The organism is Arthrobacter sp. ERGS1:01, assembly GCF_001281315.1.
Classification (GTDB): Bacteria; Actinomycetota; Actinomycetes; order Actinomycetales; family Micrococcaceae; genus Specibacter.
The window spans coordinates 1,633,269-1,648,690 of the sequence record NZ_CP012479.1; the positions used below are offsets into that span (position 1 = coordinate 1,633,269).

The window sequence follows — 15,422 nt, forward strand, 5'->3', positions numbered from 1 at the left end:
GCATGAAGCCTAGTGCGTCCGGGGGCCCGGCGGCAGCGTTCCCGGCCCGGCCGGTTTGGCGGCGTGGGGCAAGCGCGGCTAACCGTGCGGTGGCGAATCATCATAGAATTCTCTGTGGTTGCCTTCCGCGCGCACCGGCTGCGCCACGTTCCGGCAATGCCGCTCGCGGTGTTTCTCCGACTAGACTTTTCGAAGCTTCGTTTTTGCCCCCAATAGAAATGGACCGCGGGTGGATCTCACCTTCATGGTCGTGCTTGTCATAGCACTGGCCCTCTTCTTTGATTTTACGAACGGCTTTCACGACACAGCCAACGCGATGGCCACACCCATCGCCACCGGTGCCATCAAGCCAAAGACGGCGGTCGCCCTGGCCGCGGTCCTGAATCTGGTCGGTGCATTCCTGTCCACGGAGGTGGCCAAGACCATCTCCGGCGGCATCATCAACGAGGGGCCCGGCGGTGTCGCCATCACCCCCCAACTCATCTTTGCCGGGTTGATGGGCGCCGTGCTGTGGAACCTCTTCACCTGGCTCCTGGGCCTGCCGTCAAGTTCCTCGCACGCCCTGTTCGGCGGCCTGATCGGTGCGGCCATCGTGGGCACCTGGTCCTTTGGCGCCGTGAACTTCGCCGTGGTCCTGTCCAAGGTGATCCTGCCGGCCCTGCTGGCACCGGCGATTGCCGGCGGCGTGGCCTATCTGTGCACGAAGATGGCTTATGGCATCACCCGTCGCGCGGATCCGGACTCCGGTGACAAACTGACCCAAAAGCGTGGCGGCTTCCGCTACGGACAGGTCTTCTCCTCCTCCCTCGTGGCCCTGGCGCACGGCACCAACGACGCCCAGAAGACCATGGGTGTCATCACCTTGCTGCTGATCGCCTCGAACATGCAGACCCCGGGAACGGGACCGCACATCTGGGTCATCACGGCCTGTGCCGTGGCGATCGCCGCGGGCACCTACGCCGGCGGCTGGCGCATCATCCGCACCCTCGGCTCCGGGCTGACCGACGTCAAGCCCGCCCAGGGCTTCGCGGCCGAAACCAGCACCGCGGCCGCCATCCTGGCCTCCAGCCACCTCGGCTTCGCCCTGTCCACGACGCACGTTGCCTCCGGCTCCGTGGTCGGCTCGGGCCTGGGCCGGAAGGGGTCCACGGTCCGTTGGGGCGCCATCGGCAAGATCAGCCTCGGCTGGCTGTTCACGCTGCCCGCCGCGGCCGTCGTCGGCGGCCTGGCCGCACTGATCTCCAAGGCCGGCACCGCCGGTTTCATCACCGTGGCGGTCCTTGGCCTGAGCGCCATCCTGGTCATGTTCGTGCTGTCCCAGCGCGAGACCGTTGACCACAACAACGCCATCAGCGACGTTGACGCCGTGGGTGAGGCCTTGCACATTCCCAACAAGAAGGAACGTGAACGCCTCGCCGCCAAGGCCCGCATGGCCGCAAAGGTTGCCGAGAAGGCTGCCAAGCGTGCCGAGGAGGCGGCAGCCCTGCGCGCCGCCGCCCAGGAAGCCCTGGACCGTGCGGACACCGCCGTGCTGAAGGCCATGACGGCCGTTGCCGTCAACGCCAACGCGACGAAGATCGCGGACAAGCACAAGAAGAAGACCAAGAAGAAGCCGGGCCACACGGACGGACACGCCTCGAAGCCGGCCGCTCCGAAACCGGCTGCTGTGAAGCCTGCCGTCGACGAGGCCGTGGTGGGGAGCGCCGCCCCCGCGGTGTCCGTAACCGAGGAGGATAACAAATGATCGACTGGCTGGCATTTGTTGTTGTTGCCATCACCACCTTGGTCGGCGCCGGTTTTGTGGTTGCCATGTACTCACTGGGCGTGAGGCTCTTCGCCTTCAGCGGCGACGGCACCGCGGCGGCCAACAAGTCCGCCAAGTGGGGCGCCTTCGCCTGCTTCGGCGTCTGCGGCCTGACCGTCCTGTTCGGCATCTACCTGATTGTGCCGTTCTTCCACAAATAGGACCGTGCCTGAACGTTCGACGCCGGCACCTGACTCCCGTTTACAGCGGAAGGCGGGTGCCGGCGTCGAACGTTTAACGTACGGCTTAGACGTCCAGGATCATGTTCGTGATGCGGGCCGTGGAGAGCCGGCGGCCGGCGTCGTCCGTCATGACCACCTCATGTGTGGCCAGCGTCCGGCCCAGGTGCAGCGCCGTGGCCGTGCCCGTCACGAGGCCGGCGGTGACGGCGCGGTGGTGCGTGGCGCCGATCTCGATGCCCACGGCCCGGCGTGCCGGCCCGGCGTGCAGGTAGGCGGCAAAGGAGCCCAGCGTTTCGGCCAGCACCAGGTGCGCCCCGCCGTGCAACAGGCCCGCCACCTGCGTGTTTCCGCTCACTGGCATGGTGGCCGTCATGAGCTCCGGCGTCATGTGGGTGAACACGATTCCGAGCTTCACCACCAGCGCACCAACGCCCATGGTGGCGAGCTGGGCGTGCAGGTGTTCGGGGACGCCGGCGGCAATGAGTTCATCGGTGAAGGGAGGCGGCGTGAAATTATCATCCATGATGACTAGGCTGGACTGAATCTGCCAAGACGGCCCCCCAAACACCTGTTCCCGCTGTGACCGACTCCGGTGCAACGCCCCGCCTGTTGGTGATTGACGGCCATTCCATGGCGTTTAGGGCGTTCTATGCGCTGCCGCCGGAAAACTTTGCCACCGACACCGGCCAGCACACCAACGCCGTGCACGGTTTCACCTCCATGCTGATCACCATGATCCGCCAGCAGAAGCCCACCCACGTGGTGGTGGCCTTCGACCTGGACACCCCCACGTTCCGCTCACTGGAATACACCGAGTACAAGGGCGGTCGCAACAAGACTCCCGAGGAGTTCTACGGCCAGATCGACCTCATCATCAAGGTCATGGCCGCCCTGAAGATCCCCACCATCTCGGTGGACGGCTTCGAGGCCGACGACATCATTGCCACGCTGTCCGTGCAGGGCGAGGCGGCCGGCTGGGACGTGCTGGTGGTCTCCGGTGACCGCGACGCCTTCCAGCTCATCACCGACAAGGTGCTGGTGCTCTACCCCAAGAAGGGCATCTCCGACATCCCGCCCATGGATGCCGCCGCCGTGGAGGCCAAGTACTTCGTGCCCCCGAACCGGTATTCGGATCTCGCGGCCCTGGTGGGGGAGACCGCCGACAACCTGCCCGGCGTCCCCGGCGTGGGCCCCAAGACCGCCGCGAAGTGGATCAACCAGTACGGCGGACTGGAAGGCATCCTGGAAAACCTCGACTCCATCGGCGGCAAGGTGGGCGAATCGCTGCGCGCCCACGTCGAGGACGTCAAGCGCAACCGGCACCTGAACCACCTACTGCGCGACATGGAACTCCCCGTCGCCCTCGAGGACACCGTGCTGCAGGCCCCGGACCGCGAGGCCGTGGAGGAGCTCTTCGACGCCCTCCAGTTCAACACGCTCCGCAAGCGCCTCTTCGACCTCTTCGGCGAAGAGGAGGAGGTCATGGACGCCGAGGGCCACGAGGTGCCCGCGCACCAGCTGGTCACCGACGCGTCCGCGCTGCAGTCATGGCTCGACGCCGGCACCTCCGCCGGTGCGCGCGCCCTGACCGCCGTGGACGTCCTGAGCGAGCGCGTGGGGCTCATGAACGAGGCTGTCGCCGTGGCGCTCGTCCGCGCGGACTCCGCCGTCGTGGTCGAATTGGGCAAGGCCGACGCCGAGCTGGACACCGCGCTGGCCGCCTGGCTGACGAACGCCGATGCCCCCAAGGTGGCGCACGAATACAAGGAGGCGCTGAAATCGCTGGCTCCGCGCGGGCTGTCGCTGGCCGGCGTCGTCGACGACACCTCGCTCTCCGGCTACCTGATCCAGCCCGACCGCCGCAGCTACGACCTGCCCGACCTGAGCCAGGTCCACCTGAAGGTCACCTTTGCCGCCGGCAACCAGGAGTCCTCCGGCCAGCTCGACCTCGGTCTGGAAGGCGATGCCGGCTTCGCCGACGCCGTGCAGCGCGGCTACGTGGCGCTGTTGCTCAGCGAACACTTCGCCCCGATGCTGGCGGAACGCGGCGCCGCGCACCTGCTCACCGACCTGGAACTGCCGCTGGCCGGTGTGCTGGCGCGGATGGAACTCACCGGCATCGCGATCTCGCAGGAACGCCTGGAGACGCTCATGGCCGACTTCACGGCCACCATGGACGCCGCCCAGGCGGCAGCGTTCGCGGCGATCGGCCACGAGGTCAACCTTGGCTCGCCCAAGCAGCTCCAGGAGGTCCTGTTCGAGGAGCTTGGCCTGCCCAAGACCAAGAAGATCAAGACCGGCTACACGACCGACGCGGCCTCCCTGAAGGCACTGTTGGAGAAGACCGGGCACGAGTTCCTGGCCCAGCTCATGGCCCACCGTGAGGCGTCCAAGCTCAAGCAGATGGTGGAGACGCTGAAGAAGTCGGTGGCCGACGACGGCCGCATCCACACCACCTACGCCCAGAACGTGGCCGCCACGGGCCGGCTGTCCTCCAACAACCCGAACCTGCAGAACATCCCGATCCGCAGCGAGGAGGGCCGGCGCGTCCGCGACATGTTCGTGGTCACGGAAGGCTACGAATGCCTGCTCGCCGCCGACTACTCGCAGATCGAGATGCGCATCATGGCGCACCTCTCCGGCGACGCCGGACTCATCCAGGCCTACGCCGAGGGCGAGGACCTGCACCGCTACGTGGGCTCCCACGTGTTCGGCGTGGCCCCGGAAGAGGTCACCTCGGCCATGCGCTCCAAGGTCAAGGCGATGTCCTACGGCCTGGCATACGGGCTGACGAGCTTCGGCCTGTCCAAGCAGCTGGAAATCTCCGTGGACGAGGCCCGCACCCTGGTCAAGGACTACTTCGACAGGTTCGGCGGGGTCCGCGACTACCTGCGCGGCGTGGTCGACCAGGCCCGCATCGACGGCTACACCTCCACGATCGAGGGCCGCCGCCGCTACCTGCCGGACCTCGCCAGCACCGACCGGCAACTGCGCGAACTGGCCGAACGCGTTGCCCTGAACTCACCCATCCAGGGCTCCGCGGCCGACATCATCAAGCACGCCATGCTTGGGGTTGCCGGCGAACTGGACGCCCAGGGCCTGAAGTCCCGGATGCTCCTGCAGGTCCATGACGAACTCGTCCTCGAAGTGTGGCCGGGGGAGCGCGACGCCGTCGAGGCCCTCGTCATCGCCCAGATGGGTGCCGCCGCGGACCTGCTGGTGCCCCTGGAGGTCCAGGTGGGCGTCGGTTCCAGCTGGAACGACGCCGGCCACTAAATCTGCTTTGTGACGGGATCCGGCAGCACCTTGCCGGATCCCGGTAGGGTGTTGCCAAGGTTTCTTTGGACCCGATTTAATGCTGGGTCCGATGTAGCTGCAGTGCCGAATGCTCCCACCCAGCAAAGGAAGTACCAGTGTCGCCGAGCAACGAAGAAGTGGCCTTTCCCTATGAGCTGCGCACCTTCCCCGTGCGCCTCGTGGACGGGGAGGTGTCCGGGGAAGTCGTCCAATGGTCCGAGGCAGTGGCGGCGGGCTTCTACGGTGACGCCGTCGGCGCCGAGGAGGCCAAGAAGTACGCCGAGTTCGAGCAGCTGGACGGGCGCATGGCCATGGGCGCATACCTGTCCAACGGGGAAACCCCGGCGGGTGCCTGGGGAGCCGGCTATCCGGTTGCCACCTACGCGTACCACCGCAAGGACCTCAACGTCGGCGGCGGCCAACTCCTGCCGGTCCACCAGATCACCGCGGTCACGGTCCGGCCCAGCCACCGCCGCCGCGGACTGCTCCGCGCCATGATCACCGCGGACCTGGCCCGCGCCAAGGCCGACGGCCTGCCCATGGCCGCGCTGACGGCGTCGGAAGCGGTCATCTACGGACGCTTCGGCTTCGGCGTGGCAACCCACAACTGCGTGGTGGAGGTTTCCACCCGCGGCGGGCTGGCCTTCCACAACCCGGAGGCGGCATCCCGCGGCGTCGTGGAGGTGGCCGACGCCTTGGTGGTCAAGGATCTGCACAATGCGCTGTTTGCCCGCGTCCACGCGGCCACCTACGGTTCGATCGGCCGGCACGAGATGTACCGGCTGTCGGCCTCCGGGCAAGGCAACTACGGCCAGATGACGCCGGTCAAGAACGTCCGCGCGGCGCTGCACTACGGGGATGACGGCGAAGTGGACGGCTATGTCACCTACAAGCCCGGCGAGCCCGCCATCCAGATCGTGGACTTCCTCGCCGCCACCAACGACGCCTATCTGGCGTTGTGGAACTTCCTGGGCTCGCTGGACCTCATCGCCAGCGTCACCTGGAAAATGGCACCCGAAGTGGACCTGCTCGAATGGGCCATGGTGGCCAAGCGTGACTACAAGCGCACGGAGACCGAGGACCACCTGTGGCTGCGCATCCTCGACACCGAGGCGGCCCTCTCCGGCCGGCACTATGCGGCCGACGGCGTCGTCACGATTGCGGTCACCGACCCCCTGGGGCATGCCGCGGGAACATTCCGCGTGGAGGCGGCAGGCGGAGCCGCCACCGTTACCCGGAGCGCGGACGGAGACGCGGTTGACCTCACCCTGGGTGTCAGCGAGCTCTCCAGCACGTACTTGGGCGGCGTCAGCGCCCGGACGCTCGCCGCGGCTGGGCGGCTCACCGAGAACGCCCCCGGCGGCATTGAGCGCTTCGACGCCGTTTTCGCCTCCCCGGTGTCGGCCCACAGCCTCACCAACTTCTAGGCGGCGCCGCGCTTTTGCCGCTCGTCGGCGCTTTGCGGGCTTGTAGGGGGTTTCTAAACTCCCTACAAGCCCGGAAAGCGCCGATTTGGCGTTAAGGCGCGTATGTAGGCCTCGTCCGGCGCGTCCTCCACAAACGGGGGCGGCGCCCGCGGTGTCCACAGTTTGCCGCGCACCCCGGCCACGGCCGCCGGAGTCGCGCCACGATGGAGCATGAACAACCATCAACTTGCGCTCCAGATCGCATCAAGGTGGCCCACAACGTCCGTCCGCGGTGTAGCCACCAGCGGCATGCTGGCCGCATCCGGCCTCACGAACAAGGTGCTCACAGCAGCGATCCGGAACGGAATCATCGTCCGCCTGCACCGGGGCGCGTACATCGAGGCGGGGCCGTGGGCGGCATTGCCGCCGTGGGGCCGGGACGACGTGACGCTGATCGGACACGTCCTCGCGGCGCACAGTGCCGGCATCTACAGCCATTCAAGTGCCGCGCGGCTGCTTGGATTCAGGACATGGGGCTGCGGGAGCACGGTCCACCTGACCCACGCCTACCCGCCGGGCACCTCCGCCCGGGCCGGTGCCGTAGCCCTGCACCAACAAATGCTCGACGCCGGCCAGGTGGTGATGGTGCGGGTGGGGCCATTGCGCGTACCGGTGACCTCGGCGGCGCAGACCGTCCTGGACTGTGCCCGGCTCTTCGACCTGGAGCGTGCCGTCATCATCGGCGACCACGCCGTGCGGTCCGGGGTGAGCGTGGGGGAGCTGGGTGAGCTCCTCGAAGCCAGCGACGTAAAACGCGGTGCCGCCCGCGCCCGGACGCTGCTGGACCGCCTTGATCCGCGCAGCGAATCGGCCGGAGAATCACGGACCCGCGTCTTCCTGACGGCGGCCGGGCTGCCCATGCCCGAACTGCAGGTGGAGATCCCCACCCGCCACGGCACGCACCGGGTCGACTTTGCATGGCGGCGGTATCGGCTGATCCTGGAATTTGACGGTTGGGGCAAGTACTTCGACTACCGGCCCACCGATGTGGCGATTGCCGAGGAACGCCAACGGGAAAAGGACCTCATGGAGTTGGGCTGGCACTTCATCCGGATCAGCTGGGCCGACCTCGACGATCCAGTCATCCTGGAGCAACGCATCCACGCCGCATTGCTGCGGGCCGGTGCCGCCCTTCCCCTCCGCCGCACGGCGCTCTTCGCCTAACGGCGCACAACTCCCAATTGGGCGCTTTCCGGGCTTATAGGGGGTTGGGAAACCCCCTATAAGCCCGGAAACCGCCGACAAGCGGGGAAGGCGCCGTTTAGGCGGCCGGCCGCAACCCAGGCACCCCGGCAGCTGAGCCAGAGCGTGGCCGTGGCGGCGGTGGCGTTGACCACCAGGAGTGAGATCAGCACCAGCAGTTGGATGAGTCCGGCATCCAGCGGTGCGGCCCCGCCAAGAATCATGCCCACAAAAGCACCCGGCAGCGTCACGAGCCCGGCCGTGCGGGTTTGGTCCACGGAAGGCAGCACGGCCTCCCCGGCCACGCCCCGGCCCACCATCAGCCGGGCGGCGGGCCACTGGAAACCAAGGGCCACTGCGGCCTCCACCTCGCCGCGGCGCAGCACCAACTCGTCCCGGATGCGCCGCCCGCTGAGCGTCACCGTGGACATGGCGCCGCCAATCTGCTGGCCCATCACGGCAATGATTGCCAGTGCGCTGAAGGGCAGCACGCCGGCCGCGAACATCAGCGCGGCCACGGGGATCACGCCGGCCGCCAGCGGTATGGCGGCAACCCACCACCTTCCCTCCGGAGCCACCCGGTGCCCGGAGGTCCACACGCCGACCACGAACATGAGCGCAACAAACGCGAAGGCCCAGGCGCCCCGGTCCGCCAGCCAGGCAATGACCAGGGCGACGGCGGCCAACTGGAGGAGTGCGCGAACCCCCGCCACCAGCATCTGCAGGGGTGGACGGCCCAGCGCGGTGCGCCACAGCACGGCGGCCAGCACCAGCAGTACCGCCAGCAATACCCAGGCATTGGGGCCCAGGACGAGCAGGGTTGAGTTGTCCACAAACGCCATTATCGCCGTCGTTCACAGCTTTTGCGCTCCTTGGCGCAAGCAACTAGACTAAATGGGCATGTCATGCGTGGATTTGGGCGGCTACAGCCGGTCAATCCCGGGTGAGGCGTGTGCACCATTCGCAGGAACCCCTGCAACCATAATAATTCCGGGCCCAGCCCGGCGGCAGGCAATTGATTTGCCCGCTGCCTTGGGTCCGGCGAATCCAACTATCCACATCGGAGCCCCTACTACATGACCATCACGACCCCCGAGAAGACTAGTACCACTCCTGTTGTTGCCATCAACGACATTGGTACTGCTGAAGAATTCCTCGCCGCAGTCGACGCAACCATCAAGTACTTCAACGACGGCGACCTCGTCGAAGGTGTAGTTGTCAAGGTTGACCGCGACGAAGTTCTGCTCGACATCGGTTACAAGACCGAAGGCGTCATCCCCTCCCGCGAGCTGTCCATCAAGCACGACGTTGATCCCGGTGACGTTGTCGCCGTTGGCGATCAGGTCGAAGCCCTGGTCCTCACGAAGGAAGACAAAGAAGGCCGTCTCATCCTCTCCAAGAAGCGCGCGCAGTACGAGCGTGCCTGGGGCGACATCGAGAAGGTCAAGGAAGAAGACGGCGTCGTTACCGGTACCGTCATCGAGGTGGTCAAGGGTGGTCTTATCCTCGACATCGGCCTGCGCGGCTTCCTGCCCGCATCGCTGGTCGAGATGCGCCGCGTGCGCGACCTGGCTCCCTACATCGGTCAGCAGATCGAAGCCAAGATCATCGAGCTGGACAAGAACCGCAACAACGTGGTCCTGTCCCGCCGTGCCTGGCTCGAGCAGACCCAGTCCGAGGTTCGCTCCACGTTCCTCAACAAGCTGGAAAAGGGCCAGGTTCGTCCCGGCGTTGTTTCCTCCATCGTCAACTTCGGTGCATTCGTGGACCTTGGCGGCGTAGACGGCCTCGTGCACGTTTCCGAGCTGTCCTGGAAGCACATCGACCACCCCTCCGAGGTTGTCGAAGTTGGCCAGGAAGTCACCGTCGAGGTTCTCGAAGTGGATCTGGACCGCGAGCGTGTATCGCTCTCGCTCAAGGCTACGCAGGAAGACCCGTGGCAGACCTTCGCCCGCACCCACGCCCTCGGGCAGGTTGTTCCGGGTAAGGTCACCAAGCTGGTTCCGTTCGGTGCGTTCGTTCGCGTCGAAGACGGCATCGAAGGCCTGGTCCACATCTCCGAGCTGGCCGTGCGCCACGTGGAGCTGGCCGAGCAGGTTGTCTCCGTTGGCGACGAACTGTTCGTCAAGGTCATCGACATCGACCTGGAACGCCGCCGCATCTCGCTGTCCCTCAAGCAGGCCAACGAGGGTGTCGACGTCGACTCCACCGAGTTCGACCCGGCCCTCTACGGCATGGTTGCCGAGTACGACGAAGAGGGCAACTACAAGTACCCCGAGGGCTTCGACCCCGAGTCGAACGAATGGCTCGAGGGCTACGAGAACCAGCGCGCAGTGTGGGAGCAGCAGTACGCTGACGCCCAGGCTCGCTGGGAGTCCCACAAGAAGCAGGTTGCTCAGCACGCCGCTGAAGACGCAGCCGCTGACGGCGCCGGCGAGGGTGGCGAGTCCGCAGGGACTTCCTACTCCTCCGAGCCTGCAGCAACGGATGCCGGTGCAGGCACCCTGGCTTCCGACGAGGCCCTTGCCGCTCTGCGCGAAAAGCTGACCGGAAACTAATTCCGAAAAGCACCATCACGTAAGTGACTAAAAGCGGGCCCCCACTGAAAAGTGGGGGCCCGCTTTGGCGTTTCCGGCGCCCACCGGACGGTGGTTGCGGCAGGGCGGCTACAGCGGGGCGTCCACCCAGTCGGTCCCCACGCCGGTCAGCACGGCCCGCCCCGCCGTGAGGGACGCCAACCGGGCCACGGCAGCCGCGATCACGGCGTCGTCGTCGGCCATGGCAAGCCCAACCAGGGTCTCGGCGGCACCGTAACTGTTGCCGGTCATGACGTAGCCGGCGGCGCGGAGTTCATTCTCCAGGCGGCCGGCATCGGCGTGCGGCACGGCCACGGTGAACAGTCCCAGCCGCTCCCTGCGCACCATGGGGGCCAGTTCCAGCGCCGAGCTGACGGACTCCGAGTAGGCGCGCACCAGCCCGCCGGCGCCGAGCAGGACCCCGCCAAAATAACGTACGACGACGGCGCACACGTCACTGAGGTCGGCCGCCGGACGGGTGCCGGGCCGGGTTTCACGCTTCAGGAGGGCGTCGAGCATGGGAGTGCCCGCCGTCCCCGACGGCTCGCCGTCGTCATTGGAACGCTGGGCCGAACGGTCGGGTCCCAGCACGAACGCCGAACAGTGGTGCCGGGCGTCGTAGAACTCCTTGCGCAGCGAACCGAGCAGCGCGCGGGCGCTCGGTTCGTCCCCGACCCGCCGCAACACCGTGATGAAGCGGGAGCGCTTGATGACCAGCTCATGCCGGAAGTCCGGGCCCGGCGCGAGGGCCGTGTACGTGGCGGGGCCGGTCGACGCGGCGGGCGGGGCGGATGGAAGGTTCACCGATCCAGTCTAAGGTGGAGGCATGCTTTCGATTGGTCTCACGGGCGGCATCGCCTCCGGTAAATCCCTGCTGTCCACCCGGTTCCGCGCGTTGGGCGCCGTGGTCATCGACGCCGACAAGCTTGCCCGCGACGTCGTGGAACCCGGCACGGCCGGGCTCGCCGAGATCGTGGACGCTTTTGGCGACGGGATCCTGCTCCCGGACGGCTCGCTGGACCGGCCGGCGCTCGGTGCCCTGGTGTTCGCCGATTCCGGCAAGCGGGAAACCCTCAACGGGATCATCCACCCCCGGGTGCGCGCGGCCGCCGGGGAACTGAAGGCGGCGGCGTTGCCGGGGCAAATTGTTGTCCAGGACATTCCGTTGTTGGTGGAGACCGGGCAGGGCGCCGCCTTCCACCTCGTGGTGGTGGTGGACGCTCCCGCTGAGCAGCGCCTGGCCCGCATGGTGGCCAACCGGGGCATGAGCGAAAGCGATGCGCGCGCCCGCATGGCGGCCCAGGCAGGCGACGCCCAACGCTACGCCGCGGCCGACGTCGTCATCGCCAACGGCGGGGAGCCCGGCGACGCGATAGCCGCCATTGACGCGTTGTGGCGCGAACGGCTGGAACCCTTCGCCCAAAACCTTGCGGAAGGCCGCCGGGCTCCGCAGCACGGGCCGGCGGTCATGGCGGCGCCGGATCCCTCCTGGCCCGCGCAAGCCTCCCGGCTCGCCGCCCGCATCAAACTCGCGGCTGGCGACACCGGCGTCGGGGTGGACCACATCGGGTCGACGTCGGTGGCCGGGCTTGCCGCCAAGGACATCATCGACCTGCAATTGCGGGTCAGGTCCCTGGCCGACGCCGATTCCGTGGCGGAAGCCCTGGCAGTCGCCGGCTTCCCCGCTTGCGACGGCGACTGGTGGGACACCGGCCACGACATCGCCGGGGGCAAGGCGGGGGAGCGGTGGGAGAAGCGCTTCCACAACGCCGCGGACCCCGGCCGTCCCGTGAACCTGCACGTGCGGGTTGACGGTTCCCCGGCGGCCCTGATGGCCGTTGCGTTCCGGGACTGGCTGCGCGCCGATTTCGGCGCCCGGGCCTCCTATGAGACGGTCAAGCGGGGTCTGGCCGCCGACCATGCCGGAGATTCGTCGACGGCCGGCTACGCCGAGGCGAAGGAGCCGTGGTTCGCGCGGATGGTGCCCGATCTGCGGGCGTGGATGGCGCGCACCGGCTGGAGAGCCTAAAAAACAGGCACCCACCCCTGAAGGGTGGGTGCCTGCATCATTGGTGCCGGGTGCCGCGGTGTTGGCAGTACCCGCGTCTGGTAGCTGCGACTGCCTAGTAGCTACCGTTGATGGTGGCGCCCGAGTTCATCAAGGCCACGATCGCAATGATGTAGAAGATGATGGCGATGACGCCGAGGATCGTGAAGATCCAGCCCAGGATCACGCCGACGTTGGCCAGCGTGTTGTTGAAGCCCGCCGCGCGCGACTTCTTCTTGGCAATGATGGAGACGATCAGGCCGGCGATCGAGCAGACAAAGCACAGGATGAAGCCGACGATGCCCAGAGTCTTGCCCGGGTCTTCGGCCGGGACGGCGTAACCGTACGGTGCGTTGGTGGCGTACGGTGACGCGGGTGCCGCGGGCTGGGTGAAGGAGGGCTGCTGGTACGGGGTGGGCTGGCCGTAGGGGTTTTCCGGGTTGTTCGATGACATGCTGACCTCTGGTTCATGGTGGATGACGATGACGATGACGTGATGATGCAAACCCTAGTTTTACATGCGGTGCGCTAACTCTCCGGCATATTTCACGGGGAGTCCTTCCCCTGGTGTTCTCGATCATGTGTTCCAATCGGGGTCAACGGGGGTAGCGTTAACCGCATGAGCCTTGCCCAAGAGATTAACCGCGTCGTCGCCCCGTTCGAGGTCATCAGCGAGTTCCAGCCCGCCGGCGACCAGCCCGCAGCCATCAAGGAGCTCACCGAACGGATCACCAACGGCGAGAAGGACATTGTGCTGCTGGGTGCCACCGGTACCGGTAAGTCCGCAACCACCGCCTGGCTGATCGAACAGGTGCAGCGGCCCACCCTCGTCATGGTGCAGAACAAGACGCTTGCCGCGCAGCTGGCCAACGAGTTCCGGGAACTGCTGCCCAACAACGCCGTCGAATACTTTGTGTCGTATTACGACTACTACCAGCCCGAGGCCTACGTGCCCCAGTCGGACACGTTCATCGAGAAGGACTCCTCGGTCAACGAGGAAGTCGAACGCCTGCGGCACTCGGCCACCAACGCCCTGCTGACCCGGCGCGACGTGATCGTGGTGGCCACGGTTTCCTGCATTTACGGCCTGGGCACCCCGGAGGAGTATGTCTCCGGGATGGTGACGCTGAGCCGCGGCGCCACCATGAACCGCGACGACCTGCTGCGCAAATTCGTCAGCATGCAGTACACCCGCAACGACATCGACTTCCACCGCGGCACGTTCCGGGTGCGCGGGGACACCGTGGAAATCATCCCCATGTATGAGGAACAAGCCCTGCGGATCGAGTTCTTTGGCGATGAGATCGAGAACATCTACACCCTTCATCCGCTCACCGGACAGGTGATCCGCGAGGAGACGGAGATGTACGTGTTCCCGGCGTCGCACTATGTGGCCGGGCCCGAACGCATGGCGAAGGCCGTCAAGCGGATCGAGGATGAGCTGGCCGCGCGCACCAAGGAACTGGAGAGCCAAAACAAGCTCCTAGAGGCCCAGCGGCTGCGCATGCGCACCACCTATGACCTGGAAATGATGGAGCAGATGGGCTTCTGCAACGGCATCGAGAACTACTCGCGGCACATTGACGGCCGCGAGCAGGGGAGCGCCCCGCACTGCCTCATCGACTACTTCCCCGACGACTTCCTGCTTGTCATCGACGAATCCCATGTGACGGTGCCCCAGATCGGCGCCATGTACGAGGGCGACATGTCCCGCAAGCGCACCCTGGTTGACCACGGCTTCCGGCTGCCCTCCGCCATGGACAACCGCCCGCTCAAATGGGACGAGTTCCTGGACCGTGTGGGCCAGACCGTGTACCTCTCGGCCACGCCGGGCAAGTACGAACTCGGCAAGGCCGACGGTTACGTCCAGCAGATCATCCGCCCCACGGGCCTGATCGACCCCGAGATCATCGTCAAACCCTCCAAGGACCAGATCAACGACCTTCTCGGCGAGATCCGGCTGCGCACCGCCAAGAACGAACGCATCCTGGTCACCACCCTGACCAAGCGCATGGCCGAGGACCTCACCGACTACCTGGTGGGCAACGGCATCAAGGTCCAGTACCTGCACTCCGACGTCGACACGCTGCGCCGGGTGGAGCTGCTGCGCGAACTGCGCATGGGCGTCTTTGACGTGCTGGTGGGCATCAACCTGCTCCGTGAAGGCCTCGACCTTCCCGAAGTGTCGCTCGTAAGCATCCTGGACGCCGACAAGGAGGGCTTCCTGCGCTCGGGCACGTCCCTGATCCAGACCATTGGCCGTGCCGCCCGTAACGTCTCCGGGCAGGTGCACATGTATGCCGACAGGATCACCGCCTCGATGCAGTTCGCGATCGACGAGACCAACCGGCGCCGGGAAATCCAGGTCGCCTACAACACCGAACGCGGCATCGACCCCCAGCCGCTGCGCAAGAAGATCGCCGACATCACCGACCAGCTTGCCAGGGAGGACGCCGACACCGCCGCCCTGCTGGAGGACGCACGCACCAAGCGGGAGGGCGCCAAGTCCAAGGTCCGCAGCGACGGGCTGGCGGCACGCCCGGCCGGCGACCTGGTCAACCTGATCGAGGAGCTGACCGCACAGATGCACGGCGCCGCCGCCGACCTCCACTTCGAGCTGGCCGCACGGCTCCGGGACGAGGTGCAGGATTTGAAGAAGGAGCTGCGCCAGATGCGCGAGGCTGGCCACGCCTGAGCTGCCTGTGCCCGGGCGGGTCTCGCCCGCCCGGGCAGTGCCTGGGAGGAAGCCGTGTCGACACCTGCCGGGAATCTCGGGTACGCTTAATCCCAAGTAGGGGAGTATCCCAAGCGCTATACACGTCAACACGTGCGGCACCGTTGCCGCGCCGGGTGTAGCGGTCACCGTAA

Annotated in this window: 12 protein-coding genes; 8 read left to right on the forward strand and 4 right to left on the reverse strand. The window is 66.6% G+C overall.

All coding sequences use genetic code 11. From position 1 onward, the window contains the following. Positions 1 to 244: 244 nt before the first annotated feature. Positions 245 to 1,744: an anion permease gene (locus AL755_RS11245; RefSeq protein ID WP_445290512.1), complete on the forward strand. Its 1,500-nt coding sequence runs from the start codon at positions 245 to 247 to the stop codon at positions 1,742 to 1,744. Beyond that, positions 1,741 to 1,965, forward strand: a complete 225-nt coding sequence (locus AL755_RS11250) for a hypothetical protein (RefSeq protein WP_082369176.1) — start codon at positions 1,741 to 1,743, stop codon at positions 1,963 to 1,965. Before AL755_RS11245 ends, AL755_RS11250 begins: the two co-directional genes overlap by 4 nt. Positions 1,966 to 2,050: 85 nt before the next feature. On the opposite strand, the gene AL755_RS11255 is transcribed toward AL755_RS11250, so the two are convergent. Then, entirely contained in the window at positions 2,051 to 2,509 is a 459-nt protein-coding gene (locus AL755_RS11255) for a hotdog fold thioesterase (RefSeq protein WP_054011080.1), read from the reverse strand. 56 nt (positions 2,510 to 2,565) lie between these two features. On the opposite strand from AL755_RS11255, the gene polA reads away from it, so the two are divergent. From polA to AL755_RS11270, 3 genes are all read left to right on the forward strand, one after another. Next, positions 2,566 to 5,262, forward strand: coding sequence for a DNA polymerase I (polA, locus tag AL755_RS11260; RefSeq protein ID WP_082369178.1), 2,697 nt, complete (start codon positions 2,566 to 2,568; stop codon positions 5,260 to 5,262). Positions 5,263 to 5,399: 137 nt separating this feature from the next. Beyond that, entirely contained in the window at positions 5,400 to 6,710 is a 1,311-nt protein-coding gene (locus tag AL755_RS11265; RefSeq protein WP_054011081.1) for a GNAT family N-acetyltransferase, read from the forward strand. A 210-nt stretch (positions 6,711 to 6,920) separates the two neighbouring features. Then, the gene (locus AL755_RS11270) at positions 6,921 to 7,913 is read left to right on the forward strand and encodes a type IV toxin-antitoxin system AbiEi family antitoxin domain-containing protein (RefSeq protein ID WP_054011082.1); all 993 of its coding nucleotides are present in this window, start codon (positions 6,921 to 6,923) and stop codon (positions 7,911 to 7,913) included. 56 nt (positions 7,914 to 7,969) lie between these two features. Here AL755_RS11270 and AL755_RS11275 read toward each other — a convergent pair whose 3' ends face one another. Continuing rightward, the gene (locus AL755_RS11275) at positions 7,970 to 8,764 is read right to left on the reverse strand and encodes an ABC transporter permease (protein ID WP_160318894.1); all 795 of its coding nucleotides are present in this window, start codon (positions 8,762 to 8,764) and stop codon (positions 7,970 to 7,972) included. Between the two features lie 243 nt (positions 8,765 to 9,007). Between AL755_RS11275 and rpsA the strand changes: the two genes are divergently transcribed. Then, positions 9,008 to 10,489 (forward strand): 30S ribosomal protein S1, encoded by a 1,482-nt coding sequence (gene rpsA / locus AL755_RS11280; protein WP_054011083.1) that lies wholly within the window; start codon positions 9,008 to 9,010, stop codon positions 10,487 to 10,489. 108 nt (positions 10,490 to 10,597) lie between these two features. Here the strand turns inward: rpsA and AL755_RS11285 are convergent, their stop codons facing one another. After that, positions 10,598 to 11,311, reverse strand: coding sequence for an IMPACT family protein (locus AL755_RS11285; RefSeq protein ID WP_054011084.1), 714 nt, complete (start codon positions 11,309 to 11,311; stop codon positions 10,598 to 10,600). Positions 11,312 to 11,333: 22 nt separating this feature from the next. Between AL755_RS11285 and coaE the strand changes: the two genes are divergently transcribed. Beyond that, positions 11,334 to 12,536, forward strand: a complete 1,203-nt coding sequence (gene coaE, locus AL755_RS11290) for a dephospho-CoA kinase (RefSeq protein WP_054011085.1) — start codon at positions 11,334 to 11,336, stop codon at positions 12,534 to 12,536. 94 nt (positions 12,537 to 12,630) lie between these two features. Here the strand turns inward: coaE and AL755_RS11295 are convergent, their stop codons facing one another. Beyond that, a complete protein-coding gene (locus tag AL755_RS11295; RefSeq protein WP_054011086.1) occupies positions 12,631 to 13,008 on the reverse strand; it encodes a DUF4190 domain-containing protein in 378 nt (125 codons plus the stop codon). A 165-nt stretch (positions 13,009 to 13,173) separates the two neighbouring features. Here AL755_RS11295 and uvrB point away from each other — a divergent pair, with 165 nt between their 5' ends. Next, positions 13,174 to 15,249 (forward strand): excinuclease ABC subunit UvrB, encoded by a 2,076-nt coding sequence (gene uvrB / locus AL755_RS11300; protein WP_054011087.1) that lies wholly within the window; start codon positions 13,174 to 13,176, stop codon positions 15,247 to 15,249. Positions 15,250 to 15,422: the final 173 nt, after the last annotated feature.

Bases quoted from the DNA above. Each gene is read 5' to 3' on its own strand.
- AL755_RS11245 (WP_445290512.1), top strand. From the start codon at position 245: ATGGTCGTGCTTGTCATAGCACTGGCCCTCTTCTTTGATTTTACGAAC.
- AL755_RS11250 (WP_082369176.1), top strand. From the start codon at position 1,741: ATGATCGACTGGCTGGCATTTGTTGTTGTTGCCATCACCACCTTGGTC.
- AL755_RS11295 (WP_054011086.1), bottom strand. From the start codon at position 13,008: ATGTCATCGAACAACCCGGAAAACCCCTACGGCCAGCCCACCCCGTAC.
- coaE (WP_054011085.1), top strand. From the start codon at position 11,334: ATGCTTTCGATTGGTCTCACGGGCGGCATCGCCTCCGGTAAATCCCTG.
- uvrB (WP_054011087.1), top strand. From the start codon at position 13,174: ATGAGCCTTGCCCAAGAGATTAACCGCGTCGTCGCCCCGTTCGAGGTC.
- AL755_RS11270 (WP_054011082.1), top strand. From the start codon at position 6,921: ATGAACAACCATCAACTTGCGCTCCAGATCGCATCAAGGTGGCCCACA.
- rpsA (WP_054011083.1), top strand. From the start codon at position 9,008: ATGACCATCACGACCCCCGAGAAGACTAGTACCACTCCTGTTGTTGCC.
- AL755_RS11255 (WP_054011080.1), bottom strand. From the start codon at position 2,509: ATGGATGATAATTTCACGCCGCCTCCCTTCACCGATGAACTCATTGCC.